General features: G+C 65.0%; 17 protein-coding genes and 1 pseudogene. 12 read left to right on the forward strand and 6 right to left on the reverse strand.

Annotated elements, in window-relative coordinates; genetic code table 11:
* Positions 1 to 26 precede the first annotated feature (26 nt).
* The 5 genes from ACQHI0_RS10810 to ACQHI0_RS10830 all read left to right on the forward strand — a co-directional run bounded on the left by ACQHI0_RS10810 (position 27) and on the right by ACQHI0_RS10830 (position 5,514).
* A complete protein-coding gene (locus ACQHI0_RS10810) occupies positions 27 to 188 on the forward strand; it encodes a zinc-ribbon domain-containing protein (RefSeq protein ID WP_427909130.1) in 162 nt (53 codons plus the stop codon).
* A 634-nt stretch (positions 189 to 822) separates the two neighbouring features.
* Complete coding sequence (locus ACQHI0_RS10815) at positions 823 to 2,379, forward strand: Mu transposase C-terminal domain-containing protein (protein WP_378630019.1); 1,557 nt, start codon at positions 823 to 825, stop codon at positions 2,377 to 2,379.
* Positions 2,376 to 3,161, forward strand: coding sequence for an AAA family ATPase (locus ACQHI0_RS10820; protein WP_427907806.1), 786 nt, complete (start codon positions 2,376 to 2,378; stop codon positions 3,159 to 3,161). Before ACQHI0_RS10815 ends, ACQHI0_RS10820 begins: the two co-directional genes overlap by 4 nt.
* 98 nt (positions 3,162 to 3,259) lie before the next feature.
* Positions 3,260 to 4,696, forward strand: a complete 1,437-nt coding sequence (locus tag ACQHI0_RS10825; protein WP_427907807.1) for a hypothetical protein — start codon at positions 3,260 to 3,262, stop codon at positions 4,694 to 4,696.
* Positions 4,693 to 5,514, forward strand: a complete 822-nt coding sequence (locus tag ACQHI0_RS10830; protein ID WP_378629297.1) for a DNA-binding protein — start codon at positions 4,693 to 4,695, stop codon at positions 5,512 to 5,514. Before ACQHI0_RS10825 ends, ACQHI0_RS10830 begins: the two co-directional genes overlap by 4 nt.
* Positions 5,515 to 5,600: 86 nt before the next feature.
* Here ACQHI0_RS10830 and ACQHI0_RS10835 read toward each other — a convergent pair whose 3' ends face one another.
* Positions 5,601 to 5,795 (reverse strand): type II toxin-antitoxin system ParD family antitoxin, encoded by a 195-nt coding sequence (locus ACQHI0_RS10835; RefSeq protein ID WP_427909131.1) that lies wholly within the window; start codon positions 5,793 to 5,795, stop codon positions 5,601 to 5,603.
* A gap of 297 nt (positions 5,796 to 6,092) precedes the next feature.
* Here ACQHI0_RS10835 and ACQHI0_RS10840 point away from each other — a divergent pair, with 297 nt between their 5' ends.
* Positions 6,093 to 6,995: a hypothetical protein gene (locus ACQHI0_RS10840; protein WP_378629295.1), complete on the forward strand. Its 903-nt coding sequence runs from the start codon at positions 6,093 to 6,095 to the stop codon at positions 6,993 to 6,995.
* Between the two features lie 253 nt (positions 6,996 to 7,248).
* On the opposite strand, the gene ACQHI0_RS10845 is transcribed toward ACQHI0_RS10840, so the two are convergent.
* The gene (locus ACQHI0_RS10845) at positions 7,249 to 8,940 is read right to left on the reverse strand and encodes a sigma-54-dependent Fis family transcriptional regulator (protein ID WP_378629293.1); all 1,692 of its coding nucleotides are present in this window, start codon (positions 8,938 to 8,940) and stop codon (positions 7,249 to 7,251) included.
* Positions 8,941 to 9,203: 263 nt separating this feature from the next.
* On the opposite strand from ACQHI0_RS10845, the gene ACQHI0_RS10850 reads away from it, so the two are divergent.
* The 6 genes from ACQHI0_RS10850 to ACQHI0_RS10875 are packed head-to-tail and all read left to right on the forward strand — an operon-like array spanning position 9,204 to position 16,419.
* Positions 9,204 to 10,124, forward strand: a complete 921-nt coding sequence (locus ACQHI0_RS10850) for an alpha/beta hydrolase (RefSeq protein WP_427907808.1) — start codon at positions 9,204 to 9,206, stop codon at positions 10,122 to 10,124.
* Between the two features lie 41 nt (positions 10,125 to 10,165).
* The gene (locus tag ACQHI0_RS10855; protein ID WP_427907809.1) at positions 10,166 to 11,407 is read left to right on the forward strand and encodes an MFS transporter; all 1,242 of its coding nucleotides are present in this window, start codon (positions 10,166 to 10,168) and stop codon (positions 11,405 to 11,407) included.
* Positions 11,404 to 12,519: an alcohol dehydrogenase catalytic domain-containing protein gene (locus ACQHI0_RS10860; RefSeq protein WP_427907810.1), complete on the forward strand. Its 1,116-nt coding sequence runs from the start codon at positions 11,404 to 11,406 to the stop codon at positions 12,517 to 12,519. Before ACQHI0_RS10855 ends, ACQHI0_RS10860 begins: the two co-directional genes overlap by 4 nt.
* Entirely contained in the window at positions 12,516 to 13,973 is a 1,458-nt protein-coding gene (locus ACQHI0_RS10865; RefSeq protein WP_427907811.1) for a flavin-containing monooxygenase, read from the forward strand. Before ACQHI0_RS10860 ends, ACQHI0_RS10865 begins: the two co-directional genes overlap by 4 nt.
* Positions 13,970 to 14,965 carry an alpha/beta hydrolase gene (locus ACQHI0_RS10870; RefSeq protein ID WP_427907812.1) on the forward strand — a complete coding sequence of 332 codons (996 nt, stop codon included), beginning with the start codon at positions 13,970 to 13,972 and terminating at the stop codon, positions 14,963 to 14,965. The genes ACQHI0_RS10865 and ACQHI0_RS10870 overlap by 4 nt, the downstream gene beginning before the upstream one ends.
* Entirely contained in the window at positions 14,962 to 16,419 is a 1,458-nt protein-coding gene (locus tag ACQHI0_RS10875) for an NAD-dependent succinate-semialdehyde dehydrogenase (RefSeq protein WP_427907813.1), read from the forward strand. Before ACQHI0_RS10870 ends, ACQHI0_RS10875 begins: the two co-directional genes overlap by 4 nt.
* Before the next feature lie 34 nt (positions 16,420 to 16,453).
* Here ACQHI0_RS10875 and ACQHI0_RS10880 read toward each other — a convergent pair whose 3' ends face one another.
* From ACQHI0_RS10880 to ACQHI0_RS10895, 4 genes and pseudogenes are all read right to left on the reverse strand, one after another.
* A complete protein-coding gene (locus ACQHI0_RS10880) occupies positions 16,454 to 16,789 on the reverse strand; it encodes a TetR-like C-terminal domain-containing protein (protein ID WP_427909132.1) in 336 nt (111 codons plus the stop codon).
* Between the two features lie 97 nt (positions 16,790 to 16,886).
* A pseudogene (locus ACQHI0_RS10885) lies at positions 16,887 to 17,165 on the reverse strand (TetR/AcrR family transcriptional regulator); the annotation flags it as partial.
* 27 nt (positions 17,166 to 17,192) lie between these two features.
* Positions 17,193 to 17,657: a TetR/AcrR family transcriptional regulator gene (locus ACQHI0_RS10890; RefSeq protein ID WP_427907814.1), complete on the reverse strand. Its 465-nt coding sequence runs from the start codon at positions 17,655 to 17,657 to the stop codon at positions 17,193 to 17,195.
* The gene (locus ACQHI0_RS10895) at positions 17,615 to 17,812 is read right to left on the reverse strand and encodes a TetR/AcrR family transcriptional regulator (protein WP_427907815.1); all 198 of its coding nucleotides are present in this window, start codon (positions 17,810 to 17,812) and stop codon (positions 17,615 to 17,617) included. Before ACQHI0_RS10895 ends, ACQHI0_RS10890 begins: the two co-directional genes overlap by 43 nt.
* Positions 17,813 to 17,837 lie beyond the last annotated feature (25 nt).

Consider the following 17,837-nt stretch of genomic DNA (forward strand, 5'->3'; position numbering starts at 1 on the left):
AATCGGCTAGCTGGAACGATGATGCGCTGGTCACCGATATCGTTGCGCGAAGCAACCAGCCATGGTGGTGGCGCTGCGATCCTTGCGGGCACCAATGGTGTGCACTGCCGTCGAACCGCGCCAATCCGGTGCTGAGCCGCCCCGCGTGCCGCAATCGCCGTCCACGACGCGAGAACACATCTATCTGATGGACCCGATCGTGTAGCGCGCCCGCCGCCCGGTCGAAACCGATGGTGCGCCGAGGCTAGTCGCTCGTCGTCGACACCGCGGTCGCTGCGGTCAGGCTAGAGACCTGGTACCTCATGCTCTGGCTGACGGCCTGAAACTGGAGCGGATTCCCGCCGAGGTCAGCGCCCAGCCCGACAGATTCCCTGTAGACCGTCACTGGTCGTTTCGGCAGGTGGTGGTCGGCAGATCGCGCCGACCCGGAGGCGCAGCGTCGGGCGGGTCGGGGTCGCCGCGATGTACAGATGCCCGGCGTCGGCGTTGTGATCGCGACGGAAGGAGTCATATCGGACGCAACACCGCAGCACTCCTACACCAGAAAGGGGACCACGGTCCGGCCGCAGTAGGCCTGGGTCACTGCTCAGTGCCATACGAACGATCGACGCTTCGAAGCCACGACACGTCCGCACGCCCGACTGACGACCATGCACCACCGCAATGTCAGTGAACTGCGTTGCCGCAACGTCAGCACTTTTCGTTGACCTTGTCGACAGATACGTGGTCGAATATTTCAGATCGAGTTTCTCAAGGACGAAGCTTCGGATTCCAGGCTCGGCTGGTCGCAGTGCACAACAACTCTGCGGGAGGCGGTGTGTCATGGTCGACCCGGCGGTTCTTGCATTGCGCCAGGCGGCGGCAGACCGGCTGGCCGTGCTGGATCAGCACGGGGATCTGACCAGCCACCATGTCAGGTTGGCCGCCCAAACCGTCGGTGTGTCGGAACGGACAGCGTGGAGGTGGGTTGCCGCACGGCGGGCAGCGGAACCGATGTGGCGCAAGCGTGAACGGTTCCGGATCGACCACCGGCTGCGGATCCGATTCGCCTACTGGCGCGGCAACGCCGCGGCGTTGCACCGCGAACTCGTCGAACAAGCCGAGCAAGGCGGCGCCCCAGCTCCGAGCCTGGTGACCGTGCAGCGCGCGCTGCGCAAGGATGTCTCACGCGGTGACCGCGCGGGATTGCGTGCTGGGGAACTGGAGCGCCGTAAGTTCGATGTCTTCTTGAAACGGCCCTCGACCTACCGCAATGCCGAGTGGGAGGCAGATCATGTCGAGGCCTCGGTGGAAGTCGATGTGGGTGATCGGCTAGCGAAACCCTGGGTGACCTGGTTCGTTGATCGGCAATATTGCCTGATCATGGGGGTCGCGGTCACACCACGGTTCCCCAATCGGGAAGCGATCCTGGCGTCGCTGCGCGCGTCGATCCTGACCGAGGAGCCCTACGGCCCGGCAGGCGGGTTGCCCACGGTGGTGCGCATGGATCAGGGCAAGGATTTCTTGTCATCGACGGTGCAGGACGCGTTGGGTGTGTTCGGGACTCGCGTGGTGGTGCTGCCGGGGTATACCCCGTATCTGAAAGGTGCGGTCGAAACGGTCAACGGCGCGGTCAAGCGCATGCTCTTCAAGGGCATGCCTCGCTACACCCATTCTCAAACCGGGGTCAACGGTGCGGTGGCGGATCCCGATGCGCCCGCGCTGCCATTCGAAGCGTTCGTCGCCGATCTGCTGGACTGGGTGAGGACCTGGAACAACAGCACCGACCACGACATCGACCGTTTGAACGGGGTCTCGCCGTTGGACAGCTGGCTGGCCGATCCGACACCGTTGCAAGAGCTCGACCGCGACCGGTTGTGGATGTTCACCCTCGAAGATGATCGCAAACCGCGCGTGATCTCCACCAAAGGCGTCGCGCGCGGCAAGGGCCGCCACTACATCGCGGACTGGATGGTCGGCCTTGTCGGTGCGAAGGTGCGGGTGCGATACATGCCCAACCATCACCACGAGATCGAGGTGTTCGACGCCCAGACCGGCCGCCACCTGGGGCCCGCGATCTTGGCTGACCAGGCACCCCCACAGATGATCCGCGACGTCCAACGTGCCCGCGCCGGCCGCGCCCGCCAGTTGCGAGCCGACCTTGCAGCGGCCGAACGCTCACGGCGGATCCGATACGCCGCGGTCACCCGAGCCGAGCCTGCGCAACCGCTGGACATGATGACCGTCGAGCGAGCGAAGCAGGAGCTGGGTGCCCGGAGCGACTCAGAACTCGCGAAACTGGCACGGCCACTCGTCATCCCACTGTCACATCCACCACCGGAGTGGGTACGGCCGATAGAACCTTCACCCAAGCGGGAATTGAAGAAGGACAAGCCATGACGGCCACACCCACGCCTGAGAACAACTATGGCGATCCTGTCCCCGAGCACTATCTAGGCTTGGCGGGAGCGAACGTGGTGGCGACCGAGGCGCTGATGATGGCGCACGACAACCTCGCCGATGTGATCGAGGCACAGGCGATGATGTGTGTGCATGGTGACGCTGGCCTGGGCAAGACTTTGTCGGTAAACGCGGCCTTGTGTCGGCTCGCACCGGGGCTGGTATGTCGCGTCCAGTTCCGGGCTCGCCCCACGCCACGCGACATCCGGCACACTCTGTTTACGGCGTTGGCTGTGAGCGGGCGGCCGCCAGCCAAACCGATCGAGTTCGACCTGATATTGAAAGATGTTCTCGCGGAACGATTCCGGATCCTTGTCTGCGATGAGGCTCAATGGTTGTCGCGAGAGTGTTTCGAGTACTGGCGACATCTGTGGGACGACCAACGCACCCAAATCGCGATCGTCTTTGTCGGCGGAGGGGACTGCTACGAAGTGCTGCGGCGCGAGCCGATGCTCAGCTCGCGAGTATACGTGTGGCAGGAGTTTCGGCGGATGACCGCCGAACAAGTACTGACCGTGATCCCGGCCTACCACCCGATCTGGGCCCAGGCCGACCCCGAGATCATCGCCTACGCCGATACCCATGCCGGCCACGGCAACTTTCGCTCCTGGGCCAAAATCACCTCCCACGCCGCCCGAACGCTGAACAAAGCCGGACGCGACACCGTCGATCATGACGTCCTTGGTTACGTGTTCTCCAAACTCAGCGGACGAACTGGATGAGCACGCCCGGGTCGGCGATGTTCCCTGTCAGTGACGACGAGCTCGCCCCAGAACTGAGATGGTGCTGGCTGCCGCCGCGTCGTCGCCACCGACAGCGCATGATTTTGCTGCTCGATCCCGCCGACGACAAAAACATCACCGCGACCTTGCTGGCGGGCAGTAACTTGAGCGCTGGCATCATCACCGTCCACCCGACGCCAGGAACCCGCGGGTCGGCGATGCTGGCCCACGACATCCTCGTCGCCCTAGGCCGTTCGGCACGCAGGTTGGAAGGCCAACACATTGGCAGCGAACGATCCGCGTGGATCGCGGTGCGGTCCTGGATTCGCGCTGATGACGTGCGACGGGTGATCGTGTTGCGTGCGCACCGGCTGTCTGAGGCCGGATGGACGGCGTTGATCGGCTTGTGGCGCGACACCGGCACCCAAGTGGTGTTGGTGTGCCATGGCGTTGGAGAAGAAGAGGCTCTGGCCCGCTTTCCCGACGGTGTCATGCCGAGGGTGGTCCATCGTGCCGATCGCGTACTGCGCGACAGGCACGCACGGCGATCCGCCCCGTTGGCCTCGCGCACGCCCCGGCCGTTGCCGATGGTGCCCGACACCGACGTGGCACGCTTTCGTGCCGATGCCTTCCGACGTTTGTCGCTCGAAGAGTTCTCCCGGGTGGACGCGGTTTATCGGCAGGGCATGGACGCGGCGTGCCGATGGTCGGCGACCCTGCCCGACCCCGCGACGGCGGGCGTGGGGGGCCATATCGGCGAGTTGTTGCCGCGGGGAAGGCTCGGTAGCGAACTGATCGTGGGAGCGCAGGCATTGGCCCAGAGGTACGGCGAGGCGGAGTTGCGTCGGCTGGCGGCTGGACTGCTCTGTGTGGGGTATGGGCATGGTCTGACCACCTTTCCCCAGGAATTCGACGACGCCGAGGAAGTCCACCGATTTGTCACCGGTCTCGTAGCTCGCGCGCATTCTGCCCAACACGCGATCACGTTGTTGCGGGGCGCGCAAGCTGGCGCGTTGCTACACGGCGTTTTGCTGCAGATGCCATCGGACCTGGTAGATCTGACCGGCCCCGGTCTGACCGGGATACCGATCACCCCCCAAGTCGCTGCTCATCTGCGCAGCGAAGTCGTCAATCCTGCTTACGCGGGCGCGGTCGCGGTCGCGGTCTACACCGGGTTCGATACCGAGGACCTGATGCGGATCCCTGTCGCGGCCGTGTCCGACGAGGGGGGCACACTGCGCTGGAACACCGCACAACGTTGGGAAAGGCCGGATTGGTGTGTGCTAGCGATGCCCGAGGCATCGCGGCCGTTCTTGGCCGCTGCCCGGACCTACGCGATCCTGCAAGGATTGGCGCCGGACAAGCCGCTATTCAAAGCCTCCGCGCAGTTAACCGGGCCAAAGATCGCCCAGCAGGTTGAGGCCGCCGGGCTCGCTCCCGCACACAGGACACCGGCCAGCTGTCGCTGGTGGCGCACAGTGCGCGCCTGGCACGTCGCGACACCGCTGCACAACGACCGCGGATACGTCCGATGATCCCCCCTGGGCCGTCCCGGTTGAATTATTCGCGAATCCGCCGACGCGCCGCCGAACTCGGCCTGACCGAGCAGACGCTATGCCAGGCGACTGGCGTGCACCCCTACAGCGAGCGCGATCCCGACCAACGCACCGTCACCCTCACGGTGCTCTCACGCCTTCGCACCCTGCTCGGACTGACGTGGGCCGAATTGGTGATCGAACCAGACAACGCCGCACACGAGGCCTCGGAGATCGCCCACGCGGCGCCGGAGGGCGAAGATGCCGCTGACGCAACCCTGCTACTAGGGGTGCTTGCCTCCAGAGGCGGGGCGACGACACAGACAGTGCTGGGACGGCTCGCATGGACACACGCCCGCCTCGATGCAGCCATCGATGTCGTCCGCGACCAGTTGGCAGGCACTGCGTTGCAACTATCGGGCACCGAGCTATACCTCACGTTGACAGTCGTGCCGGGCACGGTGTCCGGCACGGTCGATGATCGCTTGATCGAGGAGGACGCACGTCGGGTCGCGTTGACTCCAATGCTCGCGGAAGACTTGTTGCGCCTGGTGCGGCAGAAGATACTCGCGCCGTTCCCCGGCGAGCCCGATATGTGGCCGGCGGAATCGGCCGGGAGCCATTTTCAGCGCCAGACCGCGCTACTGAACCAGTGCATCGCCATCGGACGCCGAAGTTCCGTCGGTGACGAGTTCGCCCGCCACCGTGACAGTGCCGACGAATTCACGACTTCCTACGAGGTGGTCGCCAACCTGCAGATTCACCCCGACGTGATGTACGCATTGGGCTTGGCCGGACCGCCCCTCCAGGCAGGCTGACCATCCGCAAGATCGGCTGCTGAACAACCGTTTTCGACGAGACAGAATCGAGAAGCGTCAACGACCGACCGCTGCCATGTCAGCAACTAAGGCGCAGGAAGGTCTTGAGTGGCGACATTCAAGCCTTTCACCTCTTCGATGCGGCGGTCGAAATCGAGCTCGGTGGACGGCCCACTAACCTCGCCAGCCGCGACGGCAGCCCGTAGCGCTTCCAGCTTGCGGGTTCCTCTCCATAGCCCGAGACGGCCAATTGCTGCTGCTAACCGTTCTGAACTGGTCAGACGGTGCCATCAAGGAGCTGCACTGGGGTCGTCGCCAAAGCGGTCGGATTGATCGATGGCTTTCCGGGGTTGGCCATACTTCGCCCGCTCATCTGTCAAACGCGAAATGATCAAGAGCGTAAACGTCTTATGTGCTTCCAGTTGATCTGTAAACGCCGTATAATGCCGAGTCGATCGTCCGTGGGCGACCTTCTCGATCGGACTAGTCAGTGGTCCGCGTATTCCAAGCTCGGCGAGCCCGGCAAGGTCGGCTTCGCCTAGAGCGACTGACCACATCACATGAGATCGGAGTGAGCGATGTCCACAGTGATCGTGAAAGGACGCCAAGTAGGTGTCGACCCCCGAGCTGAGTCGTGGCTGGCCGCGACCGAACTAGCCGGGGACGTCGAAGCCGCACACAGGTTGTCGCGTGCAGTAGACCCAGAACGATACGGTTTCAGCAAGCGAGAACGTTTGGATCTCGCCACGTGCACCGGCGACAAGGCCGAGCTGGTGTTGTGGATACTCGAAGCCGGGCAAGTACCCACACCTGACGCGGTAATGAAAGCAGTCACCGGGCCACCCATGCTTAACGCCTCGGTCGGCAAAGCAGAAACATCGGCAGAAACGAAGCGACTGACGTCGGTCATTCGAGCCGAGCGAGACAGGTTCGGAGAGCTCGTCTCGGAGGCCATCGCTATGCACTGGGCGCGCTTCGGCGTTGGCCCGACGTGGCAGGAGGCATGGCGATCCGAGGCGTTGACCTCCTGGTGGGTGTTGTCCGAAGGCTGCGTCCCTGAGTACAGCATCGCGCGCGGTCCGATGTTTAGAACCCTCGAGCGAGCAGGATGGATTGCCTACAACCGGAACCCACACTCGCTATGTACCGGGCGGCAGTTTCACATCCGATTCCATGGGGACCATGTTTCTGCTGCTCCAGCACCGATTGTCGGCTATCTCGTCGCCAACCACATCGGAATCCATCGGCGCCTGCACAATTGCAGCCCGACCTGGTCCGAACTCGCAGAGTTGGCCACCGACGCCAAAGGCCTTCCACTCTTCTTCAACGCCGGGGATGCTCGCGCACAACAACGTTGGCTGGAAACCCAAGGATGGATCAGGATCGAAGACACCGAGCTACGCCGGGGCGAGCGCGCGAAAGCCGAAACCCGTAGACGCGCTGCGCTCCGAAAGGCCACGGCGGCCAGCCGCGCCGCCTGATTGAGCCTGACCTCGGATGGCCGGGGCAGGCCGGGCGTGAGACCATGCCGGTCCCCATGGATCCCCGCGCTGACCTCCCCTAGTCACAAGTCGGCATAACGGAGCTGCGGTTCCGTGAAGCCGATGGAGTCAGGTTTGCGCGCCGCGAGGACTTCGAGCACTGTCGCCGTCAACAGTTTCGCGACCAGGGTGTCGAGTAATGACCTTGATTTGACGGTACCTCTCGGTCACCTGGGGTCAGAGCTTCGTGTATTCAGCCCAATCCCAGCGCTGCTAGTTTCCGGTAGAGAGTGGCGCGTGAGATTCCGAGCGCTTCGGCGGTTTTGAGTCTGTTTCCGTTGGCTCGTCGAAGTGCGGCGGCGATCGCTTCGCGTTCGGCTTGTTCCAGATGGCTCAGGCGTTTGTGGGAGGAGGTCTGCGCGGTGGTGGTGGGTAGGTCGGCGGGTTGTAGGCGAGGGCCAGTGGTGTGGTCGAGTGCGGCGCGCAGGGTGCGGTTGAGCTGGGCGATATTGCCGCGCCAATCGCGTTGGCAGAGTTCACGAATGGTTGACGCGGCAAGTCCGACGGTGCCTTCGCTGAGTCGGCGGATGAGCATTTCGGCGAGATCGGTGACGTCTTCGGGGCGGCGGGACAGGTCGGGGACCTCGACGACGTATTCGAACATCGTCAGCAGGCGAGGGTCGATGTCCTCGGCGCGCTCGGCGGTCAGGGTTGCCACGGCGAAGCCGCGATCGTGGGCGTCCAGTTCGGCACCGAGCGTGGCCAGTTCATCGGAGCTGCGGTGGGTGAGGTCGCCGAGTAGCTTGCCTTCGCTCGCTTTTCTCGCGACCGTGATGCGGTTGCCGCTCACCGCGCCGGCCAGGGCGGTCTTGCCGACACCTGGCGCGCCGTAGAGGAGCAGGCGGCCCTCGGTGGTGGCTGCTCGCGCTGCCGCGTGCACGGCTGATCGCCACAGCCAGCTGCGGCCGGGAAGTTCGTCGAGTATCGCGTCGACGAGGGCGGAGACGGAGTCCGAGGTGGAAGACGACCGGGTGGGTTCGGTCGGTGCGGTCGACAGCTGCAGCAAGGCGCCCGCGACATCGCCGGAATTGTGGACCAGCCGCAGCCCGACATCGATGGGAGAGCCGTCGCCTGCGGTCAATCGCAGTGGTTGCCCGCCCAGGGCGATGGTTCGCTGGACCGAGTCCCACAGCTGGTCGTGGGAGTAGCGGGAACCGACCAGCGCCGACGCGAGGGTGTTCGCCATGATGATGCGATCGTTGAGGGCGATCACGGGCCGACGTGATCCTCGGCGATCGGCGTGCAGGAAGGCGTCGAGTAGGGCGCGGTCGTCGGCGGCGTATCCGCTGAGCAGGCGATCCCCGGCATCGCGGGCGGCGCGCTCGACCAGTGCGGCGAGGACCTCGTGGGGGGCGCCGGTGGGACAGACGAGGTCGAGAACGCCTTCGATGCTTCCGCTGCCGGGCCGGATCACCGGCACTCCGACAGCGACGACGGGGTCGAAGCATCGGTTGAAGTGTTCGGCGCCGTCGACGATGGAGATCGCGCGTTCTTCCAGCACGGTTCCGAGCCCGGTCGATCCGACGCTGGCTTCGTCGAACCGTGCACCCTTCAGTACCCCCATGCCATCGAGCAGGGTGCCCATCGAGGTGCTGGAGACCCACCGGTCGGCGATGTAGGCATCACGGTCGGTCACCATCATCGCGAACTCGGCGGTGCCCAACTGGGCCATGATGTCGTGAACCACGGGTCGGACCGCGCGCAGCAGTGCGCTGTCGGGGTTCATCGCGGAAGCGAAGACCACGGCCGGTTCGGTGTCGGGGCGGACGCCGCCGAGCTTGGCGCGCTTCCACGCACGCAGGGTGGCCGGGCGGACATCCGCAGATTCCACTCCCTCGTGCAGAAATGCTTCCCGCGCCGCGGCAATCAGCGATTGATCATTCATAGCTCTCCTCATCGTCGCTGCTCAGCACGGGTAATTCGCATCACCACCTTGTGTGACCGGCAACACACTCGCCCTGATGGTAACCCCGAACATCGGCGAGGAGTGTCTCAGATCTGCGACACAAAGCCGCGCTGCCGAAGGACGCCGGTGCCGGTCGGTGCGATCTCGAAATCGAGACACTGCGAGGTGACGCGGCGCACATAGCCTTCGTTCACGGCACTCGCCGAATTCAATTCTTTCTCGATGCAGCGGAGGAACAGCTCATGGAAGAGCGCGTCACATTTCACAGCGATGGCGAGACCTTGGTCGGCACCTTGTTCCGGCCCGATGGTGTGGAGGGTCCGTTGCCCACGGTGGTCGCCGGCGGTGGCTGGTGCTACGTCAAGGAAATCGTGCTTCCGCATGTCGCGCGAATCGTGGCCGAGCAGCAGGTGCAATTCCTCGGATTCGACTATCGAGGATTCGGTGAGAGCAGAGGCGCGCGACGCCAGCACATCGATCCATGGGAACAGATCGCCGATTACAAGAACGCACTGAGTTATGTCGAAACTCGTGACGATGTCGATGCGCAACGGCTCGGGGTGTTCGGCATCTCCTACAGCGGCGGGCACGCCCTGGTGCTGGCCGCCACCGACAGCCGGGTGAAGGCCGCAGTGAGCGTGGTCCCGGTGGTTGAAGGCTACGACAACATGCGTCGTGCGCACGGTGAAGTCGCGTTCGCGGAGCTGGAGGCCACGATCCTGGCCGACCGCAGGATTCGCGCCGGCGGCGGCGAAGGTGCGAGCCTGCGCATGAGTTCGCTGGAACCGTGGAAAGAACTGTCCACCTGGCCCTTCCCGCGAATCGGGGAGGTGTTCAACAAGCTGAGGGAGTCCGGGGAAGCCGAGCGCCATGAGCACTGGAGCACGCTCGAGTCCACCGAGTTGCTGCTGAACTACTCGGTGTTTCCCTTCCTGCCGCGCATTCTCGACAAGAAGGTGATGATGATCGTCGCCGAGGGCGACAACATCACGATGTGGGACCGCGAGATCGCGGCATTCAACGACATTGCCAGCCCGGCGAAACGTCTCGAGATCTTGCCCTCGGTCAGTCACATGAGTTTGTATTCCGACCAGCGCGACACCAATGTCGCCGCCGCGAAGGCCGCCGATTGGTTCGGCTCCGCATTCAGTTCTTCGAACTGAAACCCAGTCCCGCACACATTTATTGACAATGGGGTCGTTAGATGAATATTCCCGTTCGGTGGATCATCTTGATCGGATCGTTCACCGCTTATCTGTTCGACGCGCTGGAAATCGTCATTCTGTCGCTGGCTCTGCCGTCGATGCGCGCAGACCTCGGTATCAGTGTCGTGCAGGGTGGCCTCTTGGCCACTTCGACCTTGCTCGGGATCGGCGCCAGTTCGGTCACGGTCGGCCGGATCGCCGATAAACACGGCCGGAAGGTGGCCCTGTTGGGCAGCCTGGTGCTATTCGGTGTGTGCACGGCATCGGTGGCGGTGATGCCGAGCTTCGGCTGGATCATGGTGTTGCGGTTGGTCGCCGGCTTCGGGTTGGGCGGTGTGTGGGCGATCGTGTCGACCTACGTGGTCGAGTCGTGGCCCGAGCGGGAACGGGGCCGCGCCGTCGCGTTCGTGATGAGCGCGTTCCCGGTGGGTGGCATGCTCGCAGCGCTGATCGCGGGCACCTATGCCTCGAACTGGCGGGCGATGTTCTTCGTCTCCGGGGTCGGCGTCATCGTGCCGATTGTGCTGATCTGGCGGTTCTTCCCCGAATCGCGCGAATGGCTCGACAACGTCAGCGCTCGCCGCGCGGCGGGCGAAGCGCCGACAGCGAACACCCGGGAGATCTTCGGCCGCGAGCTGATTCGCTCCACGGTCCTGGGCACCACCGTGTGTTCGCTGGCATTGCTGGGCTTCTGGGGAGCCAGCGCTTGGCTGCCCACCTTCCTGGCTGAGGACCGTCAGGTCCCCGCCACCACGGTCGCGGTGTTCATCAGTGTGCTGAACCTGGGAATGTTCTTGGGGTACAACGTCTTCGGATTCATCGCCGACAAGGTCGGCCGAAAGCGCGCACTCATCGCGTCGTTGCTCGGGACCGGCCTGGTACTTCCCCTCTACGTGGTGGCCGCCAACGAGACGACACTGCTGGTGCTCGGGCCCGCCTACGCCTTCTTCGCCGTGTTCACCGGCATTCTCGGCAGCTATCTCGGCGAGCTGTATCCCACCGAGCTCCGCGCGACCGGTGCGGGGTTCTGCTTCAACGTCGGCCGCGGTATCTCGGCGCTGGCCCCGCTGTTGCTCGGCTACCTGGCGGGCACCACTGGTTTCGCCATCGGCTTCGCGCTCTGCGGTGGGCTGTTCCTGCTCGCGGCCGTCGCCGTCATCGCGCTGCCCGAGCGCTACAGCCCGGCGACTGTCCTGTCCGACGACACATTGTCTGCCGAAGACGACGGAGTGAAACTGTGAAAATCCGCGGTGCGGTGCTCGAACGAGTGGGCGCGCAAACTCCGTTCAGCCAGTCCAGGCCGCTGCGAATCTGCGAACTGGACCTGGCGGATCCACGAGCGAACGAACTACTGGTTCGGGTGGAGGCCGCCGGAGTCTGTCACTCGGATCTGTCGGTGCTCACCGGGAGCAGGCCACGTCCATTGCCGATGCTGCTCGGTCACGAAGCCGCCGGGTCGGTGCAACGTGTCGGCTCCCGCGTCGACGACATCGCGCCGGGAACTCGCGTCGTGATGACGTTCCTGCCGCGGTGCCGCGACTGTGCGGCCTGTGACACGGCGGGACGCGTGCCGTGCCCAGCGGGCTCAGCGGCGAACGCGGACGGCGTCATGCTCGACGGCGGTCGCCGCCTGACCCACGACGGCTCGACCGTGCACCATCACCTCGGGGTATCGGCCTTCGCCACCCACATCGTCGTGGACCGGCGCTCGGTGGTGCCGGTGGGTGACGACGTTCCCGCCGAGGTCGCGGCTGTGCTGGGATGCGCGGTGCTGACCGGCGGCGGTGCTGTGCTCAATGTGCGCGCGCCGGTGCCGGGGAACACGATCGCCGTCGTCGGTCTGGGTGGAGTGGGGATGGCTGCGCTGCTGGTCGCGCTCGCACAACGAGATTGCCGTGTCATCGGCATCGACACCCTCGCCGACAAACTCGACTCCGCCCGAGCGCTCGGCGCGGACGACGTGTTCACGCCTGCCCAAGCTATCGACAATGGAGTCGAGGCCGACATCGTCGTCGAGGCGGCAGGCCATCCGCGCGCACTGGAGACAGCGATCGCGTGCACCGCGGTCGGCGGTACCACGGTCACGGTCGGACTACCCGATCCGCAGGCGCAGATCACCCTCTCGCCCCTGCGGCTCACCAGCCGTGCGCATTCCCTGGTCGGCAGCTACCTCGGTTCCGCCGACCCCGCCCGCGACATCCCTCGCTACGAGCGGCTGTGGCGAGAGGGGCGCCTACCCGTCGAACGGTTGATCTCCTCGCGCATCGCCCTCGACGACATCAACACCGCCATGGACCGCCTGGCCGGCGGCAACGAGATACGTCAAATCATCACCTTCGGAGACGACACATGACCGAACACCTCTACGACGCGCTCATCATCGGCGCCGGTTTCGGTGGCCTCGGCGCCGCCGCCCAACTGACACGCCACGGCGTGCGCAACTTCTGCCTGCTGGAAGCAGGCGACGAGATCGGGGGTGTCTGGCGCGACAACACCTATCCCGGCGCCGCGTGCGACACCCAGTCGGTCATCTACTGCTACAGCTACCTACCGCACCTCACGGTGTCGCGAATGTATGCAGGCCGCGACGAGTTGCTGAGCTATCTGCGCCATCTCGCGCAGCACTTCGCACTCACCGAGCATATCCGCCTCGGCACCAGAGTCGTGCGGGCGCAGTGGGACGAGTCGAGGTCGCACTGGGTGGTGACCGACCGAAACGGCAACGAGTTCCACACGCGCGCACTGATTCCCGCGTGGGGGCAGCTCGGTACACCGCACATCCCCACCTTCACGGGCCAGGACTCGTTCCGCGGCAACATGTTCCACTCCGCGCGCTGGGACCACACCGTCGACTTGACGGGCAAGCGAGTCGCGAGTGTCGGGGCGGCGGCGAGCGCGGTCCAGTACGTCCCCGAGATCGCCGCGTCGGCAAAGCAACTGGTGGTCTTCCAGCGTTCGGCGAACTACATCCTGCCCCGCAACCAGCAGGTGTTCACCACCGCCGAACTCGATACGCACCGGAACGACCCGGGAACCTTTCACGCGCTGCGCGAGCGCATTCACAACGAACGCGAGGAGGGCTTCGATCGAACCAGGCGCGGGACCGACGGTCAACGTAGCGGTGCCGATGATGCCCGCCGACATCTGGAAAGCCAGGTCGCCGACCCCGATCTGCGTGTCGTACTGACTCCCGACTACGACTTCGGATGCAAGCGCATCCTGCGCAGCGACGACTACTACCCGGCCCTGACCCAGCCGAATGTCACCGTGGAGACCGCGAACATATTGCGCTTCACCCCCGACGGCGTACTCGTCGACAACGACGAGTTCTACCCACTGGATGTGGTCGTTTTCGGCACCGGATTCGCCAGCCAGTCTTTCCAAGGCGACACCGCGATCATCGGCCGCGGCGGCCGATCGCTGCACGAGCGATGGGGGACTACCCCTGAGGCGTATCTGGGCATGCTCGTCGACGGTTTCCCGAACATGTTCCTCGTCTACGGGCCCAACACCAACCTCAACCACAACTCGATCGTGGCGATGCTCGAAGTGCAGCACGAATTCATCGCCGAATCCGTCGAACGGCTGTGTGCCTACAGCGAACTGAACATCGATGTCGAGGAGTACGCGATCCGCGGGTACAACGCGTGGCTGCAGGTACAGCTGGAGGATTCGGCGTTCACCTCCGAATGCTCGTCCTGGTACAAGAACGGCGACGGCAAGGTCATCAACAACTGGTGCGGCACCGTCGAAGACTACCGGCGATTGGTGACGGCGCGGACGCGACCCGAAGCGGTGCGTTCGTGAGCACTGAATCACCCGATCGCGGCCTCGACGACGTAGCCGCCGACCAACGAGCTCTCATTCGCGCCTTCCGCGACAACGGCAGCGCATCGTTCGACACCCTCGGTGTCGACGCCGCGCGCGCGGCCTATACCGCGGGCTGCGCAAGAAACGGGCTGCTTCGGGTCGAGCTAGCTCGGGTCGAGGACATGAACATCGGTGCGGAGCAAGACCTTCCGATCAGGTTGTACAGCAACTACCCGGCCCGCTCCGCGCGCCCGGTACTGCTGTTCGCCCACGGTGGCGGGTGGGTGATGGGGAGCCCGGACACCCACGACACGCTGTGCCGTTACCTCGCCGCCCATGCCGACGTGGCGGTCGTCTCGGTCGACTACCGATTGGCCCCCGAGCACCCGTATCCCGCGGCCGTCGACGACATGCGCACCGCGACCCGGTGGCTGATGGAACACGGAATCGAGCACGGTCTCGATGTCGAACGGGTGATCGTCGGCGGTGACAGCGCCGGTGGCCAGCTCGCCGCGGCGATCGCCGCGGAATGTCCCCGCGTTCGCGCCCAGATGCTGCTGTACCCGGTACTCAGCCTGGCCATGGACACCGCCTCTTATCACCGTGTCCAGCAGGGATTTCCGCTGACCGCTGCGACAATGCACTGGTTCACCGACCTCTACCTCGGCGGTATCGCGACACCACGGGACGCACCGGATCTCAACCCCGGCCTGCACCCGTACCCGATCCCCACCTTCTTGTCCACGGTCGGCAACGACCCGCTCTGCGACGAAGGCATCGACTACGCCGCGACCTTGGCCGCGTGCGGAGCGCCGATCACCCACATCCATCTGCCCCGGCACGCGCACGGCCTGTTCACCTCGGCGGGGGTGGTCGCAACCGGTCGGGCCGTGCTGGATCAAGCCTGCGTCTTCCTGGCCGCCATCGCCCATGAGGAGGTCGACCGAGGGTTCGCCCCGACCGGTGAACCCGAAGGAGCACAACGATGATCGACGCAACAGCAGTGATCGCCGACACCCCGCAGGGCCTATGGATCGACGGAGCAGCGGTCGATGCCACCGACGGCTACCGGTACCCGGTCCTCGACCCGGCCACCGGCGACACCCTGACCACCGTCGCCGACGCCCGCGCCATCGATGCGATGCGGGCCATCGAGTCGGCCGATCGAGTCCAGCGCCCCTGGGCCGTCACCGCACCCCGCGAACGCTCCCAGATCCTGCGCAGGGCATGGGAGTTGGTCACCGAGCGCGCCGAAGATCTCGCATTGCTCATGACCGCCGAGATGGGACGCGCCCTGCCGGACAGTCGCGCGGAGGTCGCCTACGGCGCGGAGTTCTTGCGCTGGTTCAGTGAGGAAGCGGTGCGCGTTCAGGGCCGATACACGCCCGCACCAGCCGGCAACGGCCGGATCCTGGTCACCAAAGCACCGGTAGGGCCGGTGCTGGCGATCACTCCGTGGAATTTCCCGTTGGCCATGGGAACCCGCAAGATCGGTCCGGCACTGGCCGCGGGCTGCACTGTGATCGTCAAGCCCGCGGCCGAGACACCGTTGACCATGCTGGCGCTGGCACGGATCTTCGCCGAAGCAGGCCTGCCCGCCGGTGTCCTCTCGGTGCTGCCGACCTCCGATGCCGCATCGATTTCGACGCCGCTGTTCGCCGACCCCCGACTGCGGAAACTCACTTTCACCGGTTCCACGCGGGTCGGGCGAATCCTGCTCGCCCGAGCGGCTTCCGGGGTGTTGCGCACCTCGATGGAACTGGGCGGCAACGCCCCCTTCCTGGTCTTCGACGATGCCGACCTCGACGCCGCGATCAACGGTGCGATGGCCGCGAAGATGCGCAACGGCGGACAAGCGTGCACGGCCGCCAACCGCTTCCTGGTCGCCGACGCTGTGCTCGAGGAATTCACGGCCCGGCTGACCGAACGCATGGCCGCGTTGACCGTCGGTGCCGGACATCGGACAGGCGTCGCAGTCGGGCCGCTGGTCAGTGCCGCCCAGCTCGACAGGGTCGCAGGGCTCGTCGACGAAGCGGTCGCGGCCGGTGCCCGGATACGAACCGGCGGCAAACCCCTGCCGGGTCCAGGTTTCTTCTACCCGCCCACGGTCCTGGACCAGATCCCCGTCCGCGCGCGCATTCTCGACCAGGAGATTTTCGGTCCGGTCGCGGTCGTCACCGGTTTCGGCGACGAAGCCGAAGCGATCGACCGAGCCAACGCCAGCGAGTACGGCTTGGCCGCCTACCTCTACACCCGTGACCTCGGCCGCGCCCTGCGAGTCACCGATGCGTTGGAGACCGGCATGGTCGCGGTCAATCGGGGAGTCCTGTCCGATGTCGCGGCTCCGTTCGGTGGCGTCAAAGCCTCCGGCCTCGGACACGAAGGCGGCGTCGAAGGCATCGACGAATACCTCGACTCCAAATATGTCGCACTCACGAACTGACACGCCACGACCGCCGCTTCGATCATCGTCCCAGTCATCCGCCCGGATCGTCCTCTGCGGCGACCGCGCTCGCGGCACCGTGCAGGATCATGTCGATGAAGCGAATTCGCAGCTGTGGATCGAGGGGATCACTCAGTTTCAAGGCCCGCAACTGTAAAGGGGCGAGCAAGGTTTCGAGCAACATTCGTGGCTCGATGCCGACCGGCAGCTCGCCCCTGCGGACCGCGCGTTCGGTGATCGGGTAGATCGGTCGCAGCGTGGCATCCCACAAGGAGTCTCGCAGCCTTGTCCAGCGGGGGTCGTCGCCGCCGAAGGACAAGGCTTGGTTCAGGAGCCGGCCCGTCGGTGTGCCGAGACATTCGCTGACGATGTTTCAACAACTCGTCCAGGTCGGAGCGAATCGAGCCGGTGTCGGGGACCTGGACAGACAAGCCTGCCGCGCTCGACAAGGCATCGACGATGAGGTCCTCGCGTGAGCCCCAGCGTCGGTAGATGGTTGTCTCATGGACCTGGGACAGGGCGACGACCTCCGCGACCGCGAACGCGGTCAACCCCTTGTCGGCCAGAACTTTCAGTGTCGCGTCGATGACGGATTCCCGTACTCGCGCGGATCGCCCGCCGGGCCGCCGACGTTTCTGCTCACCCACCATTGCACCTCCACCGCTGGCCCCCCTGCGATCAACATTGGAAGCCGGGCGGACCCGGCGCAAGGGTGTCCCGCTCGGCAATGTGGTGATATGAGACATACGAAAGATGTTGTGCACCAACTAGTTTCATGATGATCGAATGTCGAGGCCGTGTAGCCCGTGCCAGCACAAGGTGCTGATCGCTTCCACCGCGTGGTGCTTGGGTACGAGCATTCCGGCCCGATGCCAATCCGAGGCAGCGGTCAGACTGGCGCCGACCAAGCCGAAGGCCAGCCTTCGCGCCCGTGCCTGCTCGCTGTCGTGCGGGCACAGTCGTTCTGCGATGGTGCCCGCACAGCTCGACAGTGCTGCGCGGACTCGCAGTTCGACCGACGGCTCACTGGGCACGCCGCCACCGAAAACGAGCGTGAGGCTAGAAATGCCCTCGTGATCGATCAGGTCGAAGAAGACCGCGACCGTGCAGTCGACGACCTTCCGATCGGTCTCGGCAGAGCCGAGTGCTCGGTCCACTGTGGCGACCAAGTCGTCGAGCATGCACTGGACGACCGTCAGATAGAGGTCGAGTTTGCTGGAGAAGTAGTCGTAGAGCACAGGTTGGTCACGTCGGCCCGGCGAGCGAGCAGGGCCATGGTGACACCGTGGTATCCCCTGGCCACGAACGCCTCTCGTGCGATGTCGAGGAGTTGGTTTCTGCGCGCGATCCTGCGCGTACTGATCTTGTCGTGCCGCTGCTCGCCCGCACTCATCGTCGGCCGTCGGCCAGGAAGAACG

Origin of the sequence: Nocardia sp. FBN12 (assembly GCF_050320175.1) — a bacterium.
In the GTDB taxonomy this organism is placed as follows: Bacteria; Actinomycetota; Actinomycetes; order Mycobacteriales; family Mycobacteriaceae; genus Nocardia.